The 17,044-nt window shown below is 70.6% G+C and carries 18 protein-coding genes and 1 pseudogene; 6 read left to right on the top strand and 13 right to left on the bottom strand.

Translation table 11 applies throughout. The features are described from left to right. Positions 1 to 47 precede the first annotated feature (47 nt). Positions 48 to 383: a hypothetical protein gene (locus WBG99_RS03675; protein WP_338900585.1), complete on the top strand. Its 336-nt coding sequence runs from the start codon at positions 48 to 50 to the stop codon at positions 381 to 383. A 35-nt stretch (positions 384 to 418) separates the two neighbouring features. On the opposite strand, the pseudogene WBG99_RS03670 reads toward WBG99_RS03675, so the two are convergent. The 6 genes and pseudogenes from WBG99_RS03670 to glyA form a co-directional block, all read right to left on the bottom strand. Next, positions 419 to 581 (bottom strand): annotated as a pseudogene (locus WBG99_RS03670) (serine dehydratase beta chain); the annotation flags it as partial. Continuing rightward, positions 581 to 1,210 carry a sarcosine oxidase subunit gamma family protein gene (locus WBG99_RS03665; protein ID WP_338894948.1) on the bottom strand — a complete coding sequence of 210 codons (630 nt, stop codon included), beginning with the start codon at positions 1,208 to 1,210 and terminating at the stop codon, positions 581 to 583. The gene WBG99_RS03665 and the pseudogene WBG99_RS03670, both read right to left, overlap by 1 nt. Further along, on the bottom strand, positions 1,203 to 4,088 hold the full coding sequence (locus tag WBG99_RS03660) for a sarcosine oxidase subunit alpha family protein (protein WP_338894947.1): 2,886 nt from the start codon (positions 4,086 to 4,088) through the stop codon (positions 1,203 to 1,205). Before WBG99_RS03660 ends, WBG99_RS03665 begins: the two co-directional genes overlap by 8 nt. After that, positions 4,085 to 4,381, bottom strand: coding sequence for a sarcosine oxidase subunit delta (locus tag WBG99_RS03655; RefSeq protein WP_338894946.1), 297 nt, complete (start codon positions 4,379 to 4,381; stop codon positions 4,085 to 4,087). Before WBG99_RS03655 ends, WBG99_RS03660 begins: the two co-directional genes overlap by 4 nt. A 23-nt stretch (positions 4,382 to 4,404) precedes the next feature. Beyond that, positions 4,405 to 5,625: a sarcosine oxidase subunit beta family protein gene (locus tag WBG99_RS03650; RefSeq protein WP_338894945.1), complete on the bottom strand. Its 1,221-nt coding sequence runs from the start codon at positions 5,623 to 5,625 to the stop codon at positions 4,405 to 4,407. Beyond that, complete coding sequence (gene glyA / locus WBG99_RS03645; protein ID WP_338894944.1) at positions 5,622 to 6,854, bottom strand: serine hydroxymethyltransferase; 1,233 nt, start codon at positions 6,852 to 6,854, stop codon at positions 5,622 to 5,624. The genes WBG99_RS03650 and glyA overlap by 4 nt, the downstream gene beginning before the upstream one ends. 177 nt (positions 6,855 to 7,031) lie before the next feature. On the opposite strand from glyA, the gene WBG99_RS03640 reads away from it, so the two are divergent. Further along, positions 7,032 to 7,712, top strand: a complete 681-nt coding sequence (locus tag WBG99_RS03640) for a GntR family transcriptional regulator (RefSeq protein WP_338894943.1) — start codon at positions 7,032 to 7,034, stop codon at positions 7,710 to 7,712. Positions 7,713 to 7,809: 97 nt separating this feature from the next. Continuing rightward, on the top strand, positions 7,810 to 8,190 hold the full coding sequence (locus WBG99_RS03635) for an FAD-dependent oxidoreductase (protein ID WP_338894942.1): 381 nt from the start codon (positions 7,810 to 7,812) through the stop codon (positions 8,188 to 8,190). Here the strand turns inward: WBG99_RS03635 and WBG99_RS03630 are convergent. From WBG99_RS03630 to WBG99_RS03620, 3 genes are all read right to left on the bottom strand, one after another. Beyond that, positions 8,150 to 8,443 (bottom strand): twin-arginine translocase TatA/TatE family subunit, encoded by a 294-nt coding sequence (locus tag WBG99_RS03630; protein ID WP_338894941.1) that lies wholly within the window; start codon positions 8,441 to 8,443, stop codon positions 8,150 to 8,152. The two genes, WBG99_RS03635 and WBG99_RS03630, sit on opposite strands and share 41 nt — an antisense overlap. Before the next feature lie 78 nt (positions 8,444 to 8,521). After that, positions 8,522 to 9,109: a TerD family protein gene (locus WBG99_RS03625; RefSeq protein ID WP_338900196.1), complete on the bottom strand. Its 588-nt coding sequence runs from the start codon at positions 9,107 to 9,109 to the stop codon at positions 8,522 to 8,524. 362 nt (positions 9,110 to 9,471) lie between these two features. Then, a complete protein-coding gene (locus WBG99_RS03620) occupies positions 9,472 to 10,047 on the bottom strand; it encodes a TerD family protein (RefSeq protein WP_338894940.1) in 576 nt (191 codons plus the stop codon). Between the two features lie 310 nt (positions 10,048 to 10,357). Between WBG99_RS03620 and WBG99_RS03615 the strand changes: the two genes are divergently transcribed. Both WBG99_RS03615 and WBG99_RS03610 read left to right on the top strand, forming a co-directional pair. Next, positions 10,358 to 10,741: a BlaI/MecI/CopY family transcriptional regulator gene (locus WBG99_RS03615; RefSeq protein ID WP_338894939.1), complete on the top strand. Its 384-nt coding sequence runs from the start codon at positions 10,358 to 10,360 to the stop codon at positions 10,739 to 10,741. 6 nt (positions 10,742 to 10,747) lie between these two features. Then, the gene (locus tag WBG99_RS03610; protein ID WP_338894938.1) at positions 10,748 to 11,680 is read left to right on the top strand and encodes a M48 family metalloprotease; all 933 of its coding nucleotides are present in this window, start codon (positions 10,748 to 10,750) and stop codon (positions 11,678 to 11,680) included. 149 nt (positions 11,681 to 11,829) lie between these two features. Here the strand turns inward: WBG99_RS03610 and WBG99_RS03605 are convergent, their stop codons facing one another. From WBG99_RS03605 to WBG99_RS03595, 3 genes are all read right to left on the bottom strand, one after another. Continuing rightward, positions 11,830 to 12,285 (bottom strand): TerB family tellurite resistance protein, encoded by a 456-nt coding sequence (locus tag WBG99_RS03605; protein ID WP_338894937.1) that lies wholly within the window; start codon positions 12,283 to 12,285, stop codon positions 11,830 to 11,832. A gap of 462 nt (positions 12,286 to 12,747) precedes the next feature. Then, on the bottom strand, positions 12,748 to 13,746 hold the full coding sequence (locus tag WBG99_RS03600) for a sporulation protein (protein WP_338894936.1): 999 nt from the start codon (positions 13,744 to 13,746) through the stop codon (positions 12,748 to 12,750). Positions 13,747 to 13,842: 96 nt separating this feature from the next. Next, positions 13,843 to 14,061, bottom strand: a complete 219-nt coding sequence (locus WBG99_RS03595) for a hypothetical protein (protein ID WP_338894935.1) — start codon at positions 14,059 to 14,061, stop codon at positions 13,843 to 13,845. Between the two features lie 571 nt (positions 14,062 to 14,632). Here WBG99_RS03595 and WBG99_RS03590 point away from each other — a divergent pair. Beyond that, a complete protein-coding gene (locus WBG99_RS03590) occupies positions 14,633 to 15,517 on the top strand; it encodes a universal stress protein (RefSeq protein ID WP_338894934.1) in 885 nt (294 codons plus the stop codon). An 86-nt stretch (positions 15,518 to 15,603) separates the two neighbouring features. On the opposite strand, the gene WBG99_RS03585 is transcribed toward WBG99_RS03590, so the two are convergent. Continuing rightward, on the bottom strand, positions 15,604 to 16,644 hold the full coding sequence (locus tag WBG99_RS03585; RefSeq protein WP_338894933.1) for a cation transporter: 1,041 nt from the start codon (positions 16,642 to 16,644) through the stop codon (positions 15,604 to 15,606). Positions 16,645 to 17,044 lie beyond the last annotated feature (400 nt).

Below are 17,044 nucleotides of genomic sequence, written 5' to 3'. Positions count from 1 at the left end.
AGCGGCCGGGCGGAGGAACCCTGAGCCGCGCCGCCAAGCCGTTCCGCGTGCAAGCCGACTCCGCCACAACGCCCGCCGACAGCTTGTCCGGCGGGCGTTGTGACGGCTGGCGAATCGTCGCCTACAGCGCGCTGGCGATGGCGCCGACCGCGCCCGGCAAGACGACGGGTGACATCACCGGCCACTACGGCCCCGCCCTCGTCGTCCTCACCGCCCTCCCGGCCGTCGCCGCACTCGCCGTACTCCTCGCCCGCACGCCGACGGCCGAGGGGCGACCCGGCCCGCCCCGGTCGTTCAACGTTCTCGACCTGCGCCGGCGTTCCGCCGAGGGCCTCGCGCAGCGCCCCGGCCGCATGGAGCAGGTGGAACCGGCCTTGCCCTGACAGCCGACCGCTGCATCGGAGACGGAGACCGCCACCCCGAGCGACCCGAACAGTTCGGCCCGCACTCGGCTGGTGGAGGGCAGGAGACCCTCACTGTCCAGGAGCCTGCCGAAGCGTCGCGCCGTCCGCACCGGCCCCAACGTGTGAGAAGAAGGGGCCGAGGCCGGCCGGGTACGGATCGAACGCGCTCAACGCCATCAGGGGATCTCCGGGCCGCGGTACTCGCTCATCGCGTCGATGAGCCAGCGGGCCAGGTAGTCGGCGAACGAGGAGCGCGGGAAGAGCCGGTACGTCGGCGCGTCGTCGACCTGCCAGAGCAGCACCGCGACGGGTCCCACCGTGGTCGACACCGCCTGACCGGGGCCGAAGGTCCGAGGACGCAGGTCCAGCGGGCAGCCCTTCTCCAGCACCTGCCGAGCCGCCGGGCCGCTCAGCTCCAGCGTGGTGCGGTTCGCCGAGACGTCCACGACCGAGCCGGGGGCTCCCGCGAGTGCCTCCCCCAACGCGCCGGCCACAGCGCTCGCAGCGGCCTGGGACAGCACGAGCCATTCGTCGGGGCCGAGCCAGACGAGCGTGTGGGGGCCGGACGCGCTGGTGTGGCCGCACTGCCGCGGGAGCGGTGCCCCCAGGGTCTTCTCGATGCGGTCGGCCGCTGCGGAAGCGGGGTCGACGCGCAGGTTCATCATGGTGATGAACGGCCACTCGGCCAGCGCGACGCCGCGGGCGCCGGTGACGGTGGCGGCACGCATCCGCTCCTCCAGATGTGCCAGGGGGCTGGTGCGCAGGGCCACCGGGCCCGCGCCTGTGTCGATGGTCGGGTCAGCCATCTCGCTTGGTCCCTTCGGGGTCGTAGAGGACGCAGTCGGCCACCTCGACGGGCACCAGGTCCTCGCCCACCGGGGCGAGCAGGGTCTCGCCGATCCTCGCCCGTCCGTCGGCGACGAGGGCGAGTGCGAAGGGGCGGCCGAGGGCGGGGCTGTGGTAGCTGGAGGTGACGTGGCCGAGCATCGGGACCGGACCGGCCTCGGGCGTGACGGGCACGTCCGGCGCGACGAGCTGGGTGCCCTCGGGCAGCCGGGTCCTGCGGTCGGCCGGCAGCAGACCCACCAGCTGCTTACGGTCGGTGCGGGAGGTGTCGGCGCGGGCGTGGGAGCGCTTTCCGACGAAGTCCTTCTGTTTCGAGACCACCCAGGACATGCCCGCGTCCTGCGGGGTGACGGTGCCGTCGGTGTCCTGGCCGACGATGATGTAGCCCTTCTCGGCCCGCAGGACGTGCATGGTCTCGGTGCCGTACGGCGTGATGCCGTAGGGCCTCCCGGCCTCGTACACCTGCTCCCAGACGGCCAGGCCGTACCACGCGGAGACGTTGATCTCGTAGGCGAGTTCGCCGGAGAAGGAGATCCGGCAGACGCGGGCCGGGATGCCGGAGGCCAGGGTGGTGTCGCGGAAGGCCATGAAGGGGAACGCCTCGGTGGACAGGTCGACGTCGGGTGCGAGCCGGGCGACGACCTCGCGCGAGCGAGGGCCGACGACGGCGATCGTCGACCACTGCTCGGTCACCGAGGTGCAGTGGACGTCGAGCCCGGGCCATTCGGTCTGCAGCCACTCCTCCAGCCAGTCCAGGACGCCGGCGGCGCCGCCGGTCGTAGTGGTCATGAAGTAGCGGTTGTCGTCGAGGCGGAGCGTCACGCCGTCGTCGAAGATCATCCCGTCCGGCTTGCACATCACGCCGTAGCGGGCCATGCCGGGCTTCAGCTTCTTGAAGGCGTTGGTGTAGACGCGGTTGAGGAACTCGCCCGCGTCCGCGCCCCAGATCTCGATCTTGCCGAGGGTGGAGGCGTCCATGAACGCCACCTGCTCACGGGCCGCGCGGCACTCACGGGCCACGGCCGTGTCCATGTCCTCACCGGGCCGGGGGTAGTACCAGGGGCGCTTCCACTGCCCGACGTCCTCGAACTCCGCGCCGTGCGCGACGTGCCAGCTGTGGATGGAGGTGGTGCGTTCGGGATCGAACAGCTCGCCGCGCTCACGTCCGGCCAGGGCGGCGAAGGCCACCGGTGTGTACGGCGCCCGGTAGGCCGTGGTGCCGATCTCCCCGGGAGACGCGCCCGCGCCGAGGGCCTCGGCGATCACGCCGATAGCGTTGACGCCGGACGTCTTGCCCTGGTCGTTCGCCGTGCCGAGCGAGGTGTAGCGCTTGACGTGTTCGACACCACGCATGCCGGCGCCGGTGGAGCGCCAGACGTCGGCGACGGTGACGTCGCGTTGCAGGTCGACGAAGTGGGTGTCCCAGCTGCCGGGTTCGCCGTCGGGGGAGGGCACCAGCCACAGTGCGTGTGTCGGGCCGACTTCGGACCGCGCATCGCCGGGCGACGGTACGGGAACCGCGAACCCGGCGTCCGTCGCGGCGCGCGCACCGGCCCGCGCTCCTTCGGTAAGACAGCCGTCGAGACCGTACGTCCCCCGGGCCGCACCGACGACCTGCTGGTCCCGTACCGTGCCGTCGGGGACGAAGGCGACCAGGTCCTCGTTCCAGCGCAGCCGGCCCTGGCGCTGGCTGTGCAGGTGCACCACCGGGCTCCAGCCGCCCGAGACGGCGAGCAGGTCACAGTCGAACGACTGCGGTTCACCGGTGAGTCGACCCCTCTCGTCGAGAGCCTGGACGGTGACGCGGGTGAGTCGGCCGTCCGCCTCGGTGTCCACCACCGCACTGCCCGTCAGTACGGGCACCCCGGTCGCCACGGCGACCTCGGCGGCCCGGTCGGACAGTTCGGGGCGCGCGTCCACGACGGCGGCGACGTCGATCCCCGCGGCGTGGAGATCGGCGACCGTGTCGTAGGCACTGTCGTTGGTCGTGCTCACCAAGGCCCGCGTGCCCGGAGCCACGGCGTACCGGTTGAGGTACGAGCGCACGGCCGCGGCGAGCATCACCCCGGGGCGGTCGTTGCCGGCGAAGACGAGCGGACGCTCGTGCGCGCCGGTCGCCAGAACCACCTGGCGGGCCCGTATGTGCCACAGCCGCTGGCGCGAGATGCCTTCGGGGGCGTCGGTTCCGAGGTGGTCGGTGCGCCGCTGCAGGGCCAGCACGTAGTTGTCGTCGTAACTGCCGAAGGCCGTGGTGCGCCGCAGGACGACGGCCTCGGGGGCGGCGTCGAGCGCCGCACGGACGTCGGCGACCCACTCCAGGGCGCTCTGCGCGCCGACCCTTTCGGTGCTCGCGGAGAGCAGTGAACCGCCGGGCTCGGGCTGGTCGTCGACGAGGATCACACGGGCACCGGAGCCGACGGCAGCGGCGGCCGCCGCGAGCCCGGCCGGTCCGGCGCCGATGACCAGGACGTCGGTGTGCACGTACTTCTTGTCGTAGACGGCGGGGTCGGGGGTCGGGTCGAGCCGGCCCATCCCGGACAGCGTCGTGGCGGACAGGCCGTCGTGCAGCTCCACCGTCGTGGCCGGGAGCATGCCCTCCGAGCACGAACCGCCGAGCTGCACCAGGGCGTTGGGCTCCTCGACGCCCGCGGCGACGATGCCGCGCGGGCGGCCGCGGTAGAGCGACGGGGCGACCTCGACGATCCCGTTCGCCAGCATCGCCGAGGCGACGGTGTCACCGGGGTGCCCGGTCAGTTCCCGCCCGTCGACGGTGAACCGCAGCACGGTGCCGCGATCGATACGGCCACCCTGCCGGAGCCGGAAGCGCTGGTCGGTCATCGGATCCCTCCGGCCTGGGGCAGTTCGGGGCGAGGCTCGTCGAGCCGGTAGGAGGTCAGTACCTCGTAGGTGGCGGTGTCCCGCAGGACGTTGAACCAGCGGCGGCAGCCGGTGCTGTGCATCCACCGCTCGGCGAAGGGACCCTTGGGGTTGTCGCGGTAGAAGACGTACTCGGCCCACTGCTCGTCGGTGAGGTCCGAGGGGTTCTCGGGGTAGGGGACGTGGGCCTGTCCCCCGTAGTGGTACTCGGTCTCGTCACGGGGACCGCACCATGGGCAGCTGATCAGCAGCACGGTGTCCTTCTCTCAACAGGCTCTCAGTGGGCCACGGCTGCTGCGCCGTGTTCGTCGATCAACGCACCTGTCGTAAACCGATCGAGGGCGAAGGGGGCGTTCAGTGGATGCGGCTCGCCCGTGGCGATGGTGTGGGCGAAGGTCCAGCCGGCGGCCGGGGTGGCCTTGAACCCGCCCGTGCCCCAGCCGCAGTTGACGTAGAGGTTCTCGACGGGGGTGGTGCCGATGATCGGGGAGGCGTCCGGACTGACGTCGACGGTGCCGCCCCAGGTCCGCAGCACGTGCGCGCGGGCGAAGACGGGGAACAGTTCGACGGCGGCGGCCATCTGCTGCTCGATCACGTGGAAGGAGCCGCGCTGCCCGTAGCCGTTGTACGAGTCGACGCCCGCACCCATCACCAGCTCGCCCTTGTGCGCCTGGGAGACGTACACGTGGACGTGGTTCGACATGACAACCGTGGGGTGCACCGGCTCGTGCAGCTCGGAGACCAGCGCCTGCAACGGATGGGACTGCACCGGCAGCCGGACGCCGGCCCGCTCGGCCAGCACGCTGCTGTGCCCGGCGGACGCGAGGCCGACCCGGCCGGCGAGTATGCGCCCGCGGTTGGTCTCGACGCCCACGACCCGGTCGCCGTCCTTGAGGAAGCCGGTGACCTCGCACCCCTGGATCAGGTCCACGCCCATCTCGTCGGCCCGGCGGGCCAGGGCCCAGGCGACGTGGTCGTGCTTGGCGATGCCGGCCCGCGGCTGGAAGGTGCCGCCCAGAACCGGATACCGGGTGCGGGACGAGACGTTGAGGATGGGGCAGACCTTGGCGACCTCGTCCGGTTCGAGCCATTGGGCGTCGACTCCGTTGAGGCGGTTGGCGCCCACGCGGCGCATCCCCTCGCGGACGTCCTGCGGCGTGTGCGCGAGGTTCAGGACGCCGCGCTGGCTGAACAGGAAGTCGTAGTCCAGTTCCTCCGGGAGCCGCTCCCACAGCTTGAGCGCGTACTCGTAGATCGCCGCGCTCTCGTCCCACAGGTAGTTGGAGCGGATGATCGTGGTGTTGCGGGCCATGTTGCCGCCGGCCAGCCAGCCCTTCTCGAGGACGGCGACGTTGGTGACGCCGTGGTTCTTGGCGAGGTAGTAGGCGGTGGCCAGGCCGTGGCCGCCCGCGCCGACGATGACGACGTCGTACGAGGAGCGCGGCTCGGGGTTGCGCCAGAGCCAGTCCGGGTGCTCCGGCAGCGGCTTGGTGGTCATGCCGCGCCTCCGTTCAGGTGGGCGTAGAGGGGGAACGCGCCGGCGAGCTTCTCGACCCGGTCACGCAGCAGGCCCGCGCGCTCGTCCCCGAGTTGCTCGTCCTTCAGCGCCTGGGCGATGATGTCGGCGACCTCGCGGAACTCCGGCGCGCCGAAGCCCCGGGTGGCCAGCGCCGGGGTGCCGATCCGCAGACCCGAGGAGACCATCGGCGGGCGGGGGTCGAACGGCACCGCGTTGCGGTTGACGGTGATGCCGACGCGGTGCAGCCGGTCCTCGGCCTGCTTCCCGTCGAGCGCGGAGTTCCGCAGGTCGACGAGGACCAGGTGGACTTCGGTGCCGCCGGTCAGCACGGTGATCCCGGCCTCGGCCACGTCGTCGGCCAGCAGCCGTCCGGCGAGGATGCGGGCGCCGTCCAGGGTGCGCCGCTGGCGCTCCTTGAACTCCTCGCTCGCCGCCACCTTGAAGGCCACCGCCTTCGCCGCGATGACGTGCTCCAACGGGCCGCCCTGCTGGCCCGGGAAGACCGCTGAGTCGATCTTCTTGGCCAGGCCGGCACGGCTGAGGATCACCCCGCCGCGCGGGCCGCCGAGCGTCTTGTGCGTGGTCGTCGTCACGACGTCGGCGTACGGCACCGGGTTCGGGTGGAGGCCCGCGGCCACCAGCCCGGCGAAGTGCGCCATGTCCACCATCAGATACGCGCCCACCGCGTCGGCGATCCGCCGGAACGCGGCGAAGTCCAGCCGACGGGGGTAGGCCGACCAACCGGCGACGATCATCTTGGGCCGGTGGGCGAGAGCGAGCCGCTCGACCTCGTCCATGTCGATGCGCATGTCGGACTCGCGCACGTGATACGGCACGACGTTGTACAGCTTGCCGGAGTAGTTGATCCGCATGCCGTGGGTCAGGTGACCGCCGTGCGCCAGGTCGAGGCCGAGGATCGTGTCGCCGGGCTTCAGCAGCGCGAACATAGCGGCCGCGTTGGCCTGGGCGCCCGAGTGCGGCTGCACGTTCGCGGCCTCGGCGCCGAACAGCTCCTTCACCCGGACGATGGCCAACTGCTCGATGACGTCGACGTGTTCGCAGCCGCCGTAGTAGCGGCGGCCCGGGTAGCCCTCGGCGTACTTGTTGGTCAGTGCCGAGCCTTGGGCCTCCATGACGGCGGCCGGGGCGAAGTTCTCCGAGGCGATCATCTCGAGGGTGGACTGCTGACGGCGCAGCTCGGCGTCCACCGCGGTGGCGACCTCCGGGTCGAGCTCGCTGAGCGGGAGGGAGAGGGGGAGGCGTCCGTGGTGATCGACGGGTTCGTTGCCATCTACGCACCATCCTGAGAGTCAACTGAAGAGCAACTGATATATCAGCCTCTGCGGTAAGGTATGGGAGCTCGCCGGACAGGTCAAGGGGGCTTCATGCAGCAGATGGCGACCGAGCCCAGGGGCGGGGAACCGGGGGGCGGGGAGCTGTCCCTCGCCGAACGCGCCTACCGCGCCATCCGTGACCGGCTCGTCATGCTGGAGATCCGCCCCGGCGCGCCGATCAACGAGGACCAACTGGCGCAGTCCCTCGGCGTCGGACGGACGCCGGTGCGCGAGGCACTCAAGCGGCTCCAGTACGAGCGCCTCATCACGACCTACCCTCGACGCGGCACCTTCGCCACCGATGTCCACATCACCGACCTGGCCCACATCTCCGAGGTGCGCCAGGAACTGGAGCCCCTGGCCGCGGCCCAGGCCGCGCGGCGTGCCACGGCCACGGACCGTGCGATCCTGGCGGCCCTGCGGCGGGAGCTGGAGAGCGCGCATCCCGCTCGGCACCACGCCGCCGAGCTCATGCACCTGGACCTTCAGGTCCACCGCGCCATCTACGCCGCCACGCACAATCCGTACCTGGAGGACACCCTCGTCCGCCACGACAACCTGGCCACCCGCATCTGGTGCCTGTTCATCGACCGCCTGTCCGACATGGCGGGCCACGTCGAAGAGCACGGACCGCTGATCGAGGCGATCGTCGCAGGGGACCCCGACAGAGCGGCACAGCTCGCCCGCAGTCACGTCGAGGGCTTCGAACGGGCCATCCGCGGAGCCGTCTGAGACGGCGCTGCGCGGTTGTGAGGCCGACAACCCGCTTGTGCGCCGGCGAGTCGGAGATGCGCCCGACGGGGCCGAAGGTTCATCGCGTCGGTGCACGGTGACCCGCTCCGCCGCCGACATCGACCAGCTGTCGGCCGGCGCGGGCGTGGGCTACTTCAGCCTTGTCTGGAACATCGGCGCCGGGCTCTCGCAGAGCATCCTCGGCGGGCCGTCCACTCTCACCGAGGGCATCGCCGCGGCCCTGACGGACCGGGTGCGGTTGAACGCGACCGTCGACGAGGTCGTCCAGAAGAACGGCTCCGTCGTGGTCCGTTACCGGCAGGACGGTGTCGAGGGGGCGGTCGAGGCCCGCTGCGTGGTCCTGGCGACTCCCGCGACCGTCAGTCACCGGGTCGCCGTCGATCTCGAACAACTGGACCAGGTCCTGCCCGGATTCCCTACTCCGGCGGTGCGGGCGTGCTCCTGGTCCCGGCCGTAGTCGGCGTGTTCTGGGGCGGTCTGCCGTCCTGCTCGGAGGTTCCCGCCGCGCCGCCGACCGAGATGGTGGTCTCGCCCGGGACGGCCTGGGGAGCCGCGTCCGCCTGGGTCTCGTCGTTGTTCATCGCACGGGCCTCGGCTTTGAGGATGCGGGCGGACTTGCCTGCCGAGCGGGCGAGGTCGGGGAGCTTCTTGGCGGCGAGGACGGCTATGACGACGATGAGGATGACGGCGAGTTCGCTCAGTCCGAACATGCGGGTCCTGTCTTCTGCGTGTGGCCCGGCCCGGATGGCCCGAGCCCGTTGGTGGCTGCCGGGTGCGGGGGCCCTGGTCTACAGGTGAGTGGAGATGAACGGCAGCAGGTCCTGGAAGGTGCGGCCGGTGGCGGGTTCGCCGATGGCCTTCATCTGCCAGCCGCCGTCGGCGCGGTGGACCTTGGCCATGATCTGGGCGGTGTGGTTGCCGCCGCCGGTGAGGGTGTAGCGGGCCAGTTCGGCTCCCGTCGTCTCGTCGACCAGGCGGCAGAAGGCGTTCTGCACTTCGCCGAAGGTCTGACCGGTGAAGGAGTTGACGGTGAAGACGATCTGGTCGATGTGCGGGGGCACGCGGGCCAGGTCGACGAGGATGACTTCGTCGTCGCCTCCGGCGCCGGCTCCGCCGGTGAGGTTGTCGCCCGTGTGCCGGACGGAGCCGTCGTCGCTGACCAGATGCTGGAAGAAGACGACGTCCGTGGGCTGGTCGGCGGCGAAAAGGACGGCCGAGGCATCCAGGTCGATGTCGGCTCCGCCACCGGTGAGCTTGGCGAGGAAACCCTTGCGGGGCGCTGCCTGCCAGCCGAGGCCCATCCGGACCGAGGCCAGGGCGGTGCCGTCGGCCTTGTTCAGGCTGATCTGCTGCCCCTTGGTCATGTTGACCGACATGCGGATTGGTTCTCCTTCGGATCTGTGGCGCTGTGGTCTGTGAACTGTCCGGAACTGCTCGCTCGGCCGTCCAGGCCGGCGCGGCAGCATGCCGCGCTTGCCTATCGCCGTGCCCAGCAGCGCGGGCAGGGTGAGGTAGGCGCTCAGGGCCGCGACGAACGCGAGGGGCCAGCCGGCGGTCATGAGTGAGTCGGGCAACGTCCCGTGCACGTCGGTCAGCCGGAGCAGGTGACCGAGTACGAGTGCGCTGACCAGGTTCCTCGGTGGACGCGTTCAGGGCGCGACACGACAGGTACGTGCCGTACTCGCCCTGTGGTGCGGCCCGCCCCCGGAGACACGGTCCCGGGGGCGGGCCCCCGGTGTCAGACGTTGACGCCGAAGTCGGAGGCGATCCCGGTCAGCCCCGAGGCGTAACCCTGTCCGACGGCGCGGAACTTCCACTCGGCGTCGTTGCGGTACAGCTCGCCGAAGACCATCGCGGTCTCGGTGGCGGCGTCCTCGGACAGGTCGTAGCGGGCGATCTCGGCGCCGCCCGCCTGGTTCACGACGCGGATGAAGGCGCCGCGGACCTGGCCGAAGCTCTGGCCGCGGTTCGCGGCGTCGTGGATCGAGACCGGGAAGACGATCCGGTGGATCTCGGCGGGCACGGCCGCGAGGTTCACCTTGACCACCTCGTCGTCGCCCTCCCCCTCACCGGTGAGGTTGTCGCCGGTGTGCTCGACCGAACCGTCCGGGCTGGTGAGGTTGTTGTAGAAGACGAAGTGCCCGTCGGAGGGGACCTTCCCGGCGGCGTCGAGCAGTAGTGCCGAGGCGTCGAGGTCGTAGTCGGTGCCGGTGGTCGTGCGCACGTCCCAGCCCAGACCGACCAGGACGGCCGTCAGGCCCGGTGCCTCTTTGCTGAGCGAGACGTTGCCGCCCTTGGACAGGGAAACTCCCACTGCGTACTCCTTCTCGAAGCCTTGATGTCTTGACGCGTCAGTCGGATCCGGAGGGACCCGGAGTAAAAACTACAGCACTGTAGAAAAAGGGGAAGGGTTTGTCCGGCCCGCGCGGTTCGGCTGTGCCGTGTCTGGCGGGGAAGCGGTCGGTGCGGTGAGGATGGCGTACCGATGAGGCCGCCCGGGCCGCGTCCGGGCGGGACGGCGAAGTGGGGACTGCGGCGGTCAGGCCGCTCCGCGGCGGCCGGCTGTGGGGCGTCTATACGATGGACCACCCGTGGATTCGGGGTCAGCGGAAGGGAGACAGGGTGTGACGGACCATCAGCGTCCCCGGCGGGGGCAGGGTGAGCTGGAGGCGCTCGTCCTGTCCGCGCTGCGCGAGGCGGACGGCCCCAAGAGCGCGGGATGGGTGCAGGAGAGGCTCGGTGGGGACCTCGCCTACACGACCGTGATCACGATCCTGACCCGGCTTCTGGCCAAGGGCGCGGTGACCCGCGAGCGCGCCGGCCGCTCCTTCGCGTGGACCTCGGCCTCCGACCAGGCGGGCCTGGCCGCGCACAAGATGCACAAGGTGCTCGACGGCCAGAGCGACCGCGAGGCGGTGCTGGCCAGCTTCGTCACCTCCCTGGACCCGGACGACGAACGGCTCCTGCGGGAACTGTTGGGTCAGCCGAAGGGCGAAGGGGAAGACTGAGGCCTCATGGGGGTGTTCGTCTTTCTGCCGCTGGTCCTGCCGTTCACGACGTGGCCGATCGCGCGTCTGGCCGAGCAGCGGCTGCATCCACGGACCGCCACTCGACTGCTGACCGGCGTGGCCGTGGTGATGGCGGCGTGCAGCACGGTGTCTCTGGGGCTGCTGATGGTGGTCGGTACCGCCCAACTGCCGGGCAACCCGCTGCCCGACGGCTGGTCGGACCCCGAGGTGCGCGAAGCGGTTCCGTATGACGAGGTCGCCGGGAGACTGGCCATCCCGGCGCTGATCGCGGTGCTCCTGGCCTGTGGTCGAACAGGGTGGCGGCACGGTCGGGTCCGCCGTGGGGCCCACCGGGCCCTGGCCGGGCTGCCGGGCACGGAGGTGGCCGTACTGCCCGACGAGGTGCCGTACGCGTACGCGCTCCCCGGGAGGCGGCGGGGTCGGGTGGTGGTGACCACCGGCATGCTGTCCTGCCTCGAACCGACCGAGCGGCGCGCCCTGTTCGCCCATGAGCGGGCCCATCTGGGCGCCCGCCACCACCGGTTCCTGCTCGCCGTCCAACTGGCCGCACACGCAAACCCGTTCCTGCGGCCCCTGCACACGGCCGTGTCCTACACCACGGAACGGTGGGCGGACGAGGAGGCGGCCCGGACCGTCGGCAGTCGCAGGGCGGTTGCGTGCGCGATCGGCAAGGCCGCACTGGTCTCCCGGGGTACCCCGGTGGGGACGCTCGCGGGCTTGGCGGCCCCGGGGCCGGTGCCGCGCCGGGTGGCCGCCCTGCTCGGCCCCGCGCCCGCGATGCGAAGCTGGCCATCGGTGTTCACGAGTGTGGGTCTGGCCGCCTGGGGCGCGGCTGCGGGCACCGTCGTGTCCGCGCTGTCGTCCGCGAACTCCGCGGTGACGATGGCGCTCATCCTGTACGCGGCGACGCCTCTCTGAACTTGACGTTCAACCCCGACGAGATCGTCTCTTGTCGGGGTTGAAGGTCAAGCCGAGCCCGGGTGACCCTGGTCGTCGGGTCGGACCTCGACCTCGACGAACTCCGGTGACCGTTCGTGTCGGAGGCCGACGGAGCGGCTGTGGGACGATCAGAGGTCGAACTCGTGCGGCGGCAGGTCGAGGGTGAAACAGGCTTCTCGGACGACGGCCTGCTCGGTCTTGTCGAAGTCGCCGTCGGCACCACCGATGACGATGCCGATCTGGATGACGGCGCGGGCCTCGGCGGGCTTCTTCTTCGCCTTGGCGACTTCCTGCAGGACGCTGACCTTGCCGAAGGCGAAGTCGGCGGTGAGCTTGTTCAGGTTCTCGTCGAAGCGCCGCTGAAGATCCATGGCGTCGAAGTTCTGCAAGACCTCGTTGGTGGCGATCAGTTGGGCCACTCGCTGTCGCTCAGAAGGGTCGATGGTGCCGTCAGCCGCGGCGACGAGCGCGCACATCGCCATGCTCGCGTCGCGGAAGGCGCCACTCTTGAGGTCGTTCTTCTTCGCCATCAGCTGGGTCTGCATCGTCGACGCGGACTCCTTGAGACGGTCCCAGAGGGCCATGAGAACTCCATGTGGTCGGTTGGGCCCGGCCCGCTCGTAGCGGTTCGGACTCCCGAAAATATCTACAGCAATGTAGAAACTAGCGGCTCGGCGGATAAGTTCCCGGCATTTCCAGATGTTCGGCAGTGAGTCGCCGACCGTCCTGCGGGGCCCGCGACGGCGGACCCGGAAGGTACCCAGCCGGTTGGTGATGTCGGCGCGACCGCGTCCCTGTGGCCGTGCCACCCCGCTACAGACCGGCCCTCACCAAGGCCGACGACTCCCGGACCGTCGTGGAGGTCTCCCGCGGGGAGGCTCGCATCGAAGACGAGGCGGGCAGGTCGTGCGGGTTCGCCACGACCAGGATCCGCCGTGCCCGCGGACCCCGGTCGCGGCTCGGACGGCCGACACGGGCCGGGAGACGCCGATCGCCTTCTGCGGGCAGTCGGCAGCTGACCGCGCCTCCCGGCCCGTGTCGGCTAGTCAGCCCTCTTCTTCCTCCTCGTCGCCTTCGAAGAAGTCCCCCACCTCGTCGACGACTTCGGCCGCGACCATGCCCCCGACGACACCGACCGCGAGCCCGGCCGCACCCGCGGCGACGGCGGTGCCCATGCCGGGACCGGAACGGTGACCGCCGTGGTGGTGGTCGTCGTGGCCGTGACCGCTGTGGTGCCCGTAGTGGCCTTCGTGCCCGTGCGAGCCGTGCGGCGCCCGGTGTTCGACCAGCTGCCGGATCCATCCGTCGACCAGGGTGTTCCAGTCCTGGTGCTCGATCCCGTCGTGGGAGACGGTGAAGCGGGTGACCGTGTCGTGTCCTTCGGAGAACAGGCCGCCGCGCTTGTCGGCCTCCAGGATCACCTCCATGCCGCCCGGGGTGGCGAGGAAGGTCAGCTCGATCTCGTTGGCCTGGTGCGCGTACTGCGGGGAGGGGGTGAGCTCGATCTCCTGGTAGAAGGGCAGTTGCTGGCCGGTGCCACGGATATGTCCGAACTCCAGATCGGCGGACTTGAAGCCGAAGCCGAGTTGGCCGAGGGCTTCGAGGATCGCCTCCTGTACGGGCAGCGGGGCCACGGTCAGCTGGTCGAGGTCGCCCTTGTCCTTCGCGCCGGCCACCGCCAGCTCGGTGCGTACCCCGAGGACGATGCCCAGCCCCTGCCCGTACAGCTCGGTGACCGGGGTCTCCCACGGCAGCATCCCGTTGAACGGAACACTCCGTACCTCGCCCGCAGCGAGCCGGAAGCCGCCGCCGACGATGAACCGTTCGAAGACGGCGACACCCTCGCTCTCGCCCTCCTCGTGCTCGGCCTCGACCCGCGCCATCAGCTCCAGCGTGATGTGCTCGATGTCGAAGTCGGCGTCACCGCCCTTGAGATGGACCTGTCCGGTCAGTGCGCCCCCGGGACGGACCGCACCGGGATCGAGGACCGTGTCGACCGTGGGGCCGCCCACGCCGAGCGAGCCGAGCAGTCGTTTGAACACCATCGTGGCGTCCACTCCTTATACGTGCGTGTGTTTCGTGAGGGCGGTGCCGCGTGGCCCGTGTGGGTGCGGCGGCACCGCGGGTCGTGTGCGAGGTGGCTACCGGGCCGCGTCGAGGGCGGCCAGCGCCTGCGCCCAGCGGACGTACTTCAAGTCGGCCAGGTCGGCCACGGTCTTGACCCCGAACGCCTCCTGCAGCAACTCGCCGTCGCGCTCGGAGACCCCCTTGAGCGCGCCCACGGGCGCGGCCAGGATCTCGGTCAGGTTCTTGTCCACCCACGCGTTGTCGAGCACCTTGTCCAGGTCGATCGAAGCCATGCGTCCTCTTCCGTCGTGCGAGCAGGTGAGAGGCGTGCGGCTGCCGGGGACACCCGTAGGAGTCGCCCGTTGCCTCTACAGACACGTAGAAGCATAGGGTCGCCGGGACCGGTCCACGCCGTGTCCTGACGGCCGCCGCGGGAAAGTCCGAAAAGAGTCGCCCCTGGAGGCCGGCCAGAAACCTGACCTCGACGTTTTGGCGGCCCTTTGCGCCGTACCGGCCGCAGCCCGCACCGCCTGTGCGTGAGAGATCGAGGGTGGCACGGTGACCGAGATCCTGCTCCTGCGGGCCCTCCTCCTCACCCTGGCCTGTGCCCTGTTCGTCGTGGCCGAGTCCTCCCTGCGGCCGTCGGGCGTTGGCATGTGAGCGGCGGCAGGGCGGCGGGCCGTCCCGCAGTCGGCGGGCGGGTGCGGCACAGGGGGGGCGGCGTCGCACGGACGGGCGACTGGGTATGTGGCGAGGGGCGCAGTCCGGAGAGACGCTGGAGGAGCGTGGAGAGGCGCGGCCTGCGACGCCGAGGGACTGCCGACGTGACGAGTCCCTGTTGTCCACGGGAAGGGATGCGTGCCCATGAGTGGGCTCGTGGTTGTCGGGGTGGACGGTTCGCCATCGAGCCTTGCCGCGGTGGACGTCGCGGTGCGGGAAGCGCGGTCGCGGTCAGCGGGACTGCGTGTCGTGCACGGATTCACCTGGCCCGCCCTGCACCCACCAGTCGGCCCGTCCCCGTTGGGCCCGGCGCACAGCGCGTTGCGTGAACAGGTCGAGCACATGGTGATGGAAGCGGTGCAGCGAGCCAGAACCCGGGCACCGGACGTGGACGTCACCCACGCGGTGATCGTCGGCGAGGCACTGGCGGTGCTGGAGGGGCAGTCACACGACGCGGCCCTGCTCGTGGTCGGCGACACGGGGCACGGGCGCTTCGCCGGAGTGCTGGTGGGCTCGGTGGCGATGCACCTGGCGGGACGTGCTCACTGCCCGGTCATGGTGGTGCGGGGCAGACCCGGACCGGCAGGACCGGTGCTGATGGGCGTGGACGGCTCACCGGGGAGCCGGGCCGCTGCGGCGTTCGCCTGCACCGAGGCCGCACTGCGGGGCGCCGAACTGGTCGCTGTGCACGTGTGGGGGACCCGTGGGGATCGCTCCGAGCTGATGCCTGGGCTCCCGGCGGAGGAGGAGCACGCCGCCCGGCTCCGAGCAGAGGGGGAACAGGTGCTCACCGAGGTGCTGAGGGGCTTGAGCGTGCCGCAGACAGGAATGAGGGTGGGCCGCCGCCTGGTGCGGGGCCCTGTGCGTCAGTCGTTGGTCGAGGAGAGCGAAGGGGCCCAGCTGCTGGTCGTGGGGGCACGAGGGCACGGCGGCTTCACGGGACTGCTTCTGGGATCGGTCAGCCAGGCGGTCCTCCACCAGGCCCACTGCCCTGTCGGTGTCGTACGGGCCACCAGGGCAGGCGAGTAGCCAGCCCTGGTGGACCTCCGCGAGGGAGCTGGGCCTACGGCTCCGAGGGCATGAAGGGCGCGTGCACCCCCTGGTGCGGGTGGCTTTCAGACAGCGAGCACGGCAACCGTGCTCGCGTAGACGGCGATGAGCAGGATGCCGTCGAAGCCGATTCTGAGCCAGCCGCGCTTCTGGCGTATGAGCAGTCCACCGAGCAGGACCGCCGTCATGACCAGCGCACCGCTGGTGAGGAACAACTCGTCGGGGTCCGCGGCATGGAACAGGGACCCGCCTCGATAGGCGATGTCGCCGACGACCAGGTTGAGCGCGTCCAGACAGTTCCCGCCGACGATGGCGGCGATGGCCAACGTGACAGCGCCACGCCGGACGGCGGCGATGGACGTGACCGTCTCAGGGAGAGCGTTGACAAGACCCATGAACACAGCCCCCACGAGACCGGCGCTCAGACCCGTGTGCTCCACAATTCCTTCCGCGGCACGGGCCACCGCCCAGCCACCGATCACGACGAGGCCGGCCACCGCCGCGAACTGGCCCCACAGCCGTGATGTCGAATGGGCGCCGAGTCCCTCGGTGTCCTCGTCCGGGACATCGGGAAGAGTGTCCCTGGTGGGCACCGCCCGCCACATGGGTTCGGCACGGCTACGGATGAGCCGTATGCCGCCGACGTAGAAGGCCACCATCACCACCGACGCCGGATGCAGGCCCACAAAGGTGACGGGCGGGCTGAACGTCGCCATGAGAGCGATGCCCAGCAGCCCGACGAGCAGGCAGCCGAACAGCATGTTCGACAGTGACGCGGCGGCGTGTTCGAGATTGACCTTCCGCAGGAAGGCGTCGGCGACGACGATCGCGACGGTCTGCGCCGCGATACCGCCCACGGCGTTGCTGTACGCGAGACGAGGCTGGTCCGCGGCGGCGCTCACCGCGGTCATCACAATGCCCGAGAGGGACGTCACGAGGCCGAACAACACCGCGCCGAACAGGGCCTCTCCCCAGCCGGTTCGGTCGGCGAGGGTGTCACCCAGCCCCGCGAGCCGGACGCTGCACACCACGGTCACGGCCGTGGCCACGAGGAAGACCACGATGCTCCAGCTCAGTGGCCACAAGTCGGTCAGCGGTGTGAGCATGGCGGCCCTTCGTCGGTACGTGGTAGCGCGGAGTGGTCGGCACTCATGTACCACCGAACATCCGCCCCACACCGGCGCGCGCGTGAAGTCGGGCCAGTGCTCCGCTCGCTCTTGGTGATCAGGTCATTGATCCGTCGGCGCGGCGGCAGACGATCCGAGGCTTCGGCGGTATGACCCACACGGCCTGGATCGGTGACCTGACGGCCGCCCAGCGGGACACGGCGTTCGGTACCGGCGAGGGCCGGCTGGGGTTCTCCGCACTGAGGATCCCCGTCCCCGAGAACAAGGCGGACTTCAGCCGTGACGTGGCGACGGCCAGGCGCGCGACCGGCGGCTTCTTCGTCTCACGGTGGTACACGCGCCACACCGCCGTTGACCGGGAGGAACGATGCCTGGAGCA

The sequence above is a fragment of the Streptomyces sp. TG1A-60 genome (genome assembly GCF_037201975.1).
Lineage (GTDB): Bacteria > Actinomycetota > Actinomycetes > Streptomycetales > Streptomycetaceae > Streptomyces.
The sequence above is the reverse complement of the archived record's forward strand: the minus strand, read 5'-3'. Positions and strand labels throughout refer to the sequence as shown.

Excerpts from the sequence above, each read along its gene's own strand:
- WBG99_RS03665 (WP_338894948.1), bottom strand. The coding sequence starts at position 1,210 with ATGGCTGACCCGACCATCGACACAGGCGCGGGCCCGGTGGCCCTGCGC.
- WBG99_RS03660 (WP_338894947.1), bottom strand. The coding sequence starts at position 4,088 with ATGACCGACCAGCGCTTCCGGCTCCGGCAGGGTGGCCGTATCGATCGC.
- WBG99_RS03650 (WP_338894945.1), bottom strand. The coding sequence starts at position 5,625 with ATGACCACCAAGCCGCTGCCGGAGCACCCGGACTGGCTCTGGCGCAAC.
- WBG99_RS03640 (WP_338894943.1), top strand. The coding sequence starts at position 7,032 with ATGCAGCAGATGGCGACCGAGCCCAGGGGCGGGGAACCGGGGGGCGGG.
- WBG99_RS03630 (WP_338894941.1), bottom strand. The coding sequence starts at position 8,443 with ATGTTCGGACTGAGCGAACTCGCCGTCATCCTCATCGTCGTCATAGCC.
- WBG99_RS03625 (WP_338900196.1), bottom strand. The coding sequence starts at position 9,109 with ATGTCGGTCAACATGACCAAGGGGCAGCAGATCAGCCTGAACAAGGCC.
- WBG99_RS03610 (WP_338894938.1), top strand. The coding sequence starts at position 10,748 with ATGGGGGTGTTCGTCTTTCTGCCGCTGGTCCTGCCGTTCACGACGTGG.
- WBG99_RS03605 (WP_338894937.1), bottom strand. The coding sequence starts at position 12,285 with ATGGCCCTCTGGGACCGTCTCAAGGAGTCCGCGTCGACGATGCAGACC.
- WBG99_RS03600 (WP_338894936.1), bottom strand. The coding sequence starts at position 13,746 with ATGGTGTTCAAACGACTGCTCGGCTCGCTCGGCGTGGGCGGCCCCACG.
- WBG99_RS03595 (WP_338894935.1), bottom strand. The coding sequence starts at position 14,061 with ATGGCTTCGATCGACCTGGACAAGGTGCTCGACAACGCGTGGGTGGAC.
- WBG99_RS03590 (WP_338894934.1), top strand. The coding sequence starts at position 14,633 with ATGAGTGGGCTCGTGGTTGTCGGGGTGGACGGTTCGCCATCGAGCCTT.
- WBG99_RS03585 (WP_338894933.1), bottom strand. The coding sequence starts at position 16,644 with ATGCTCACACCGCTGACCGACTTGTGGCCACTGAGCTGGAGCATCGTG.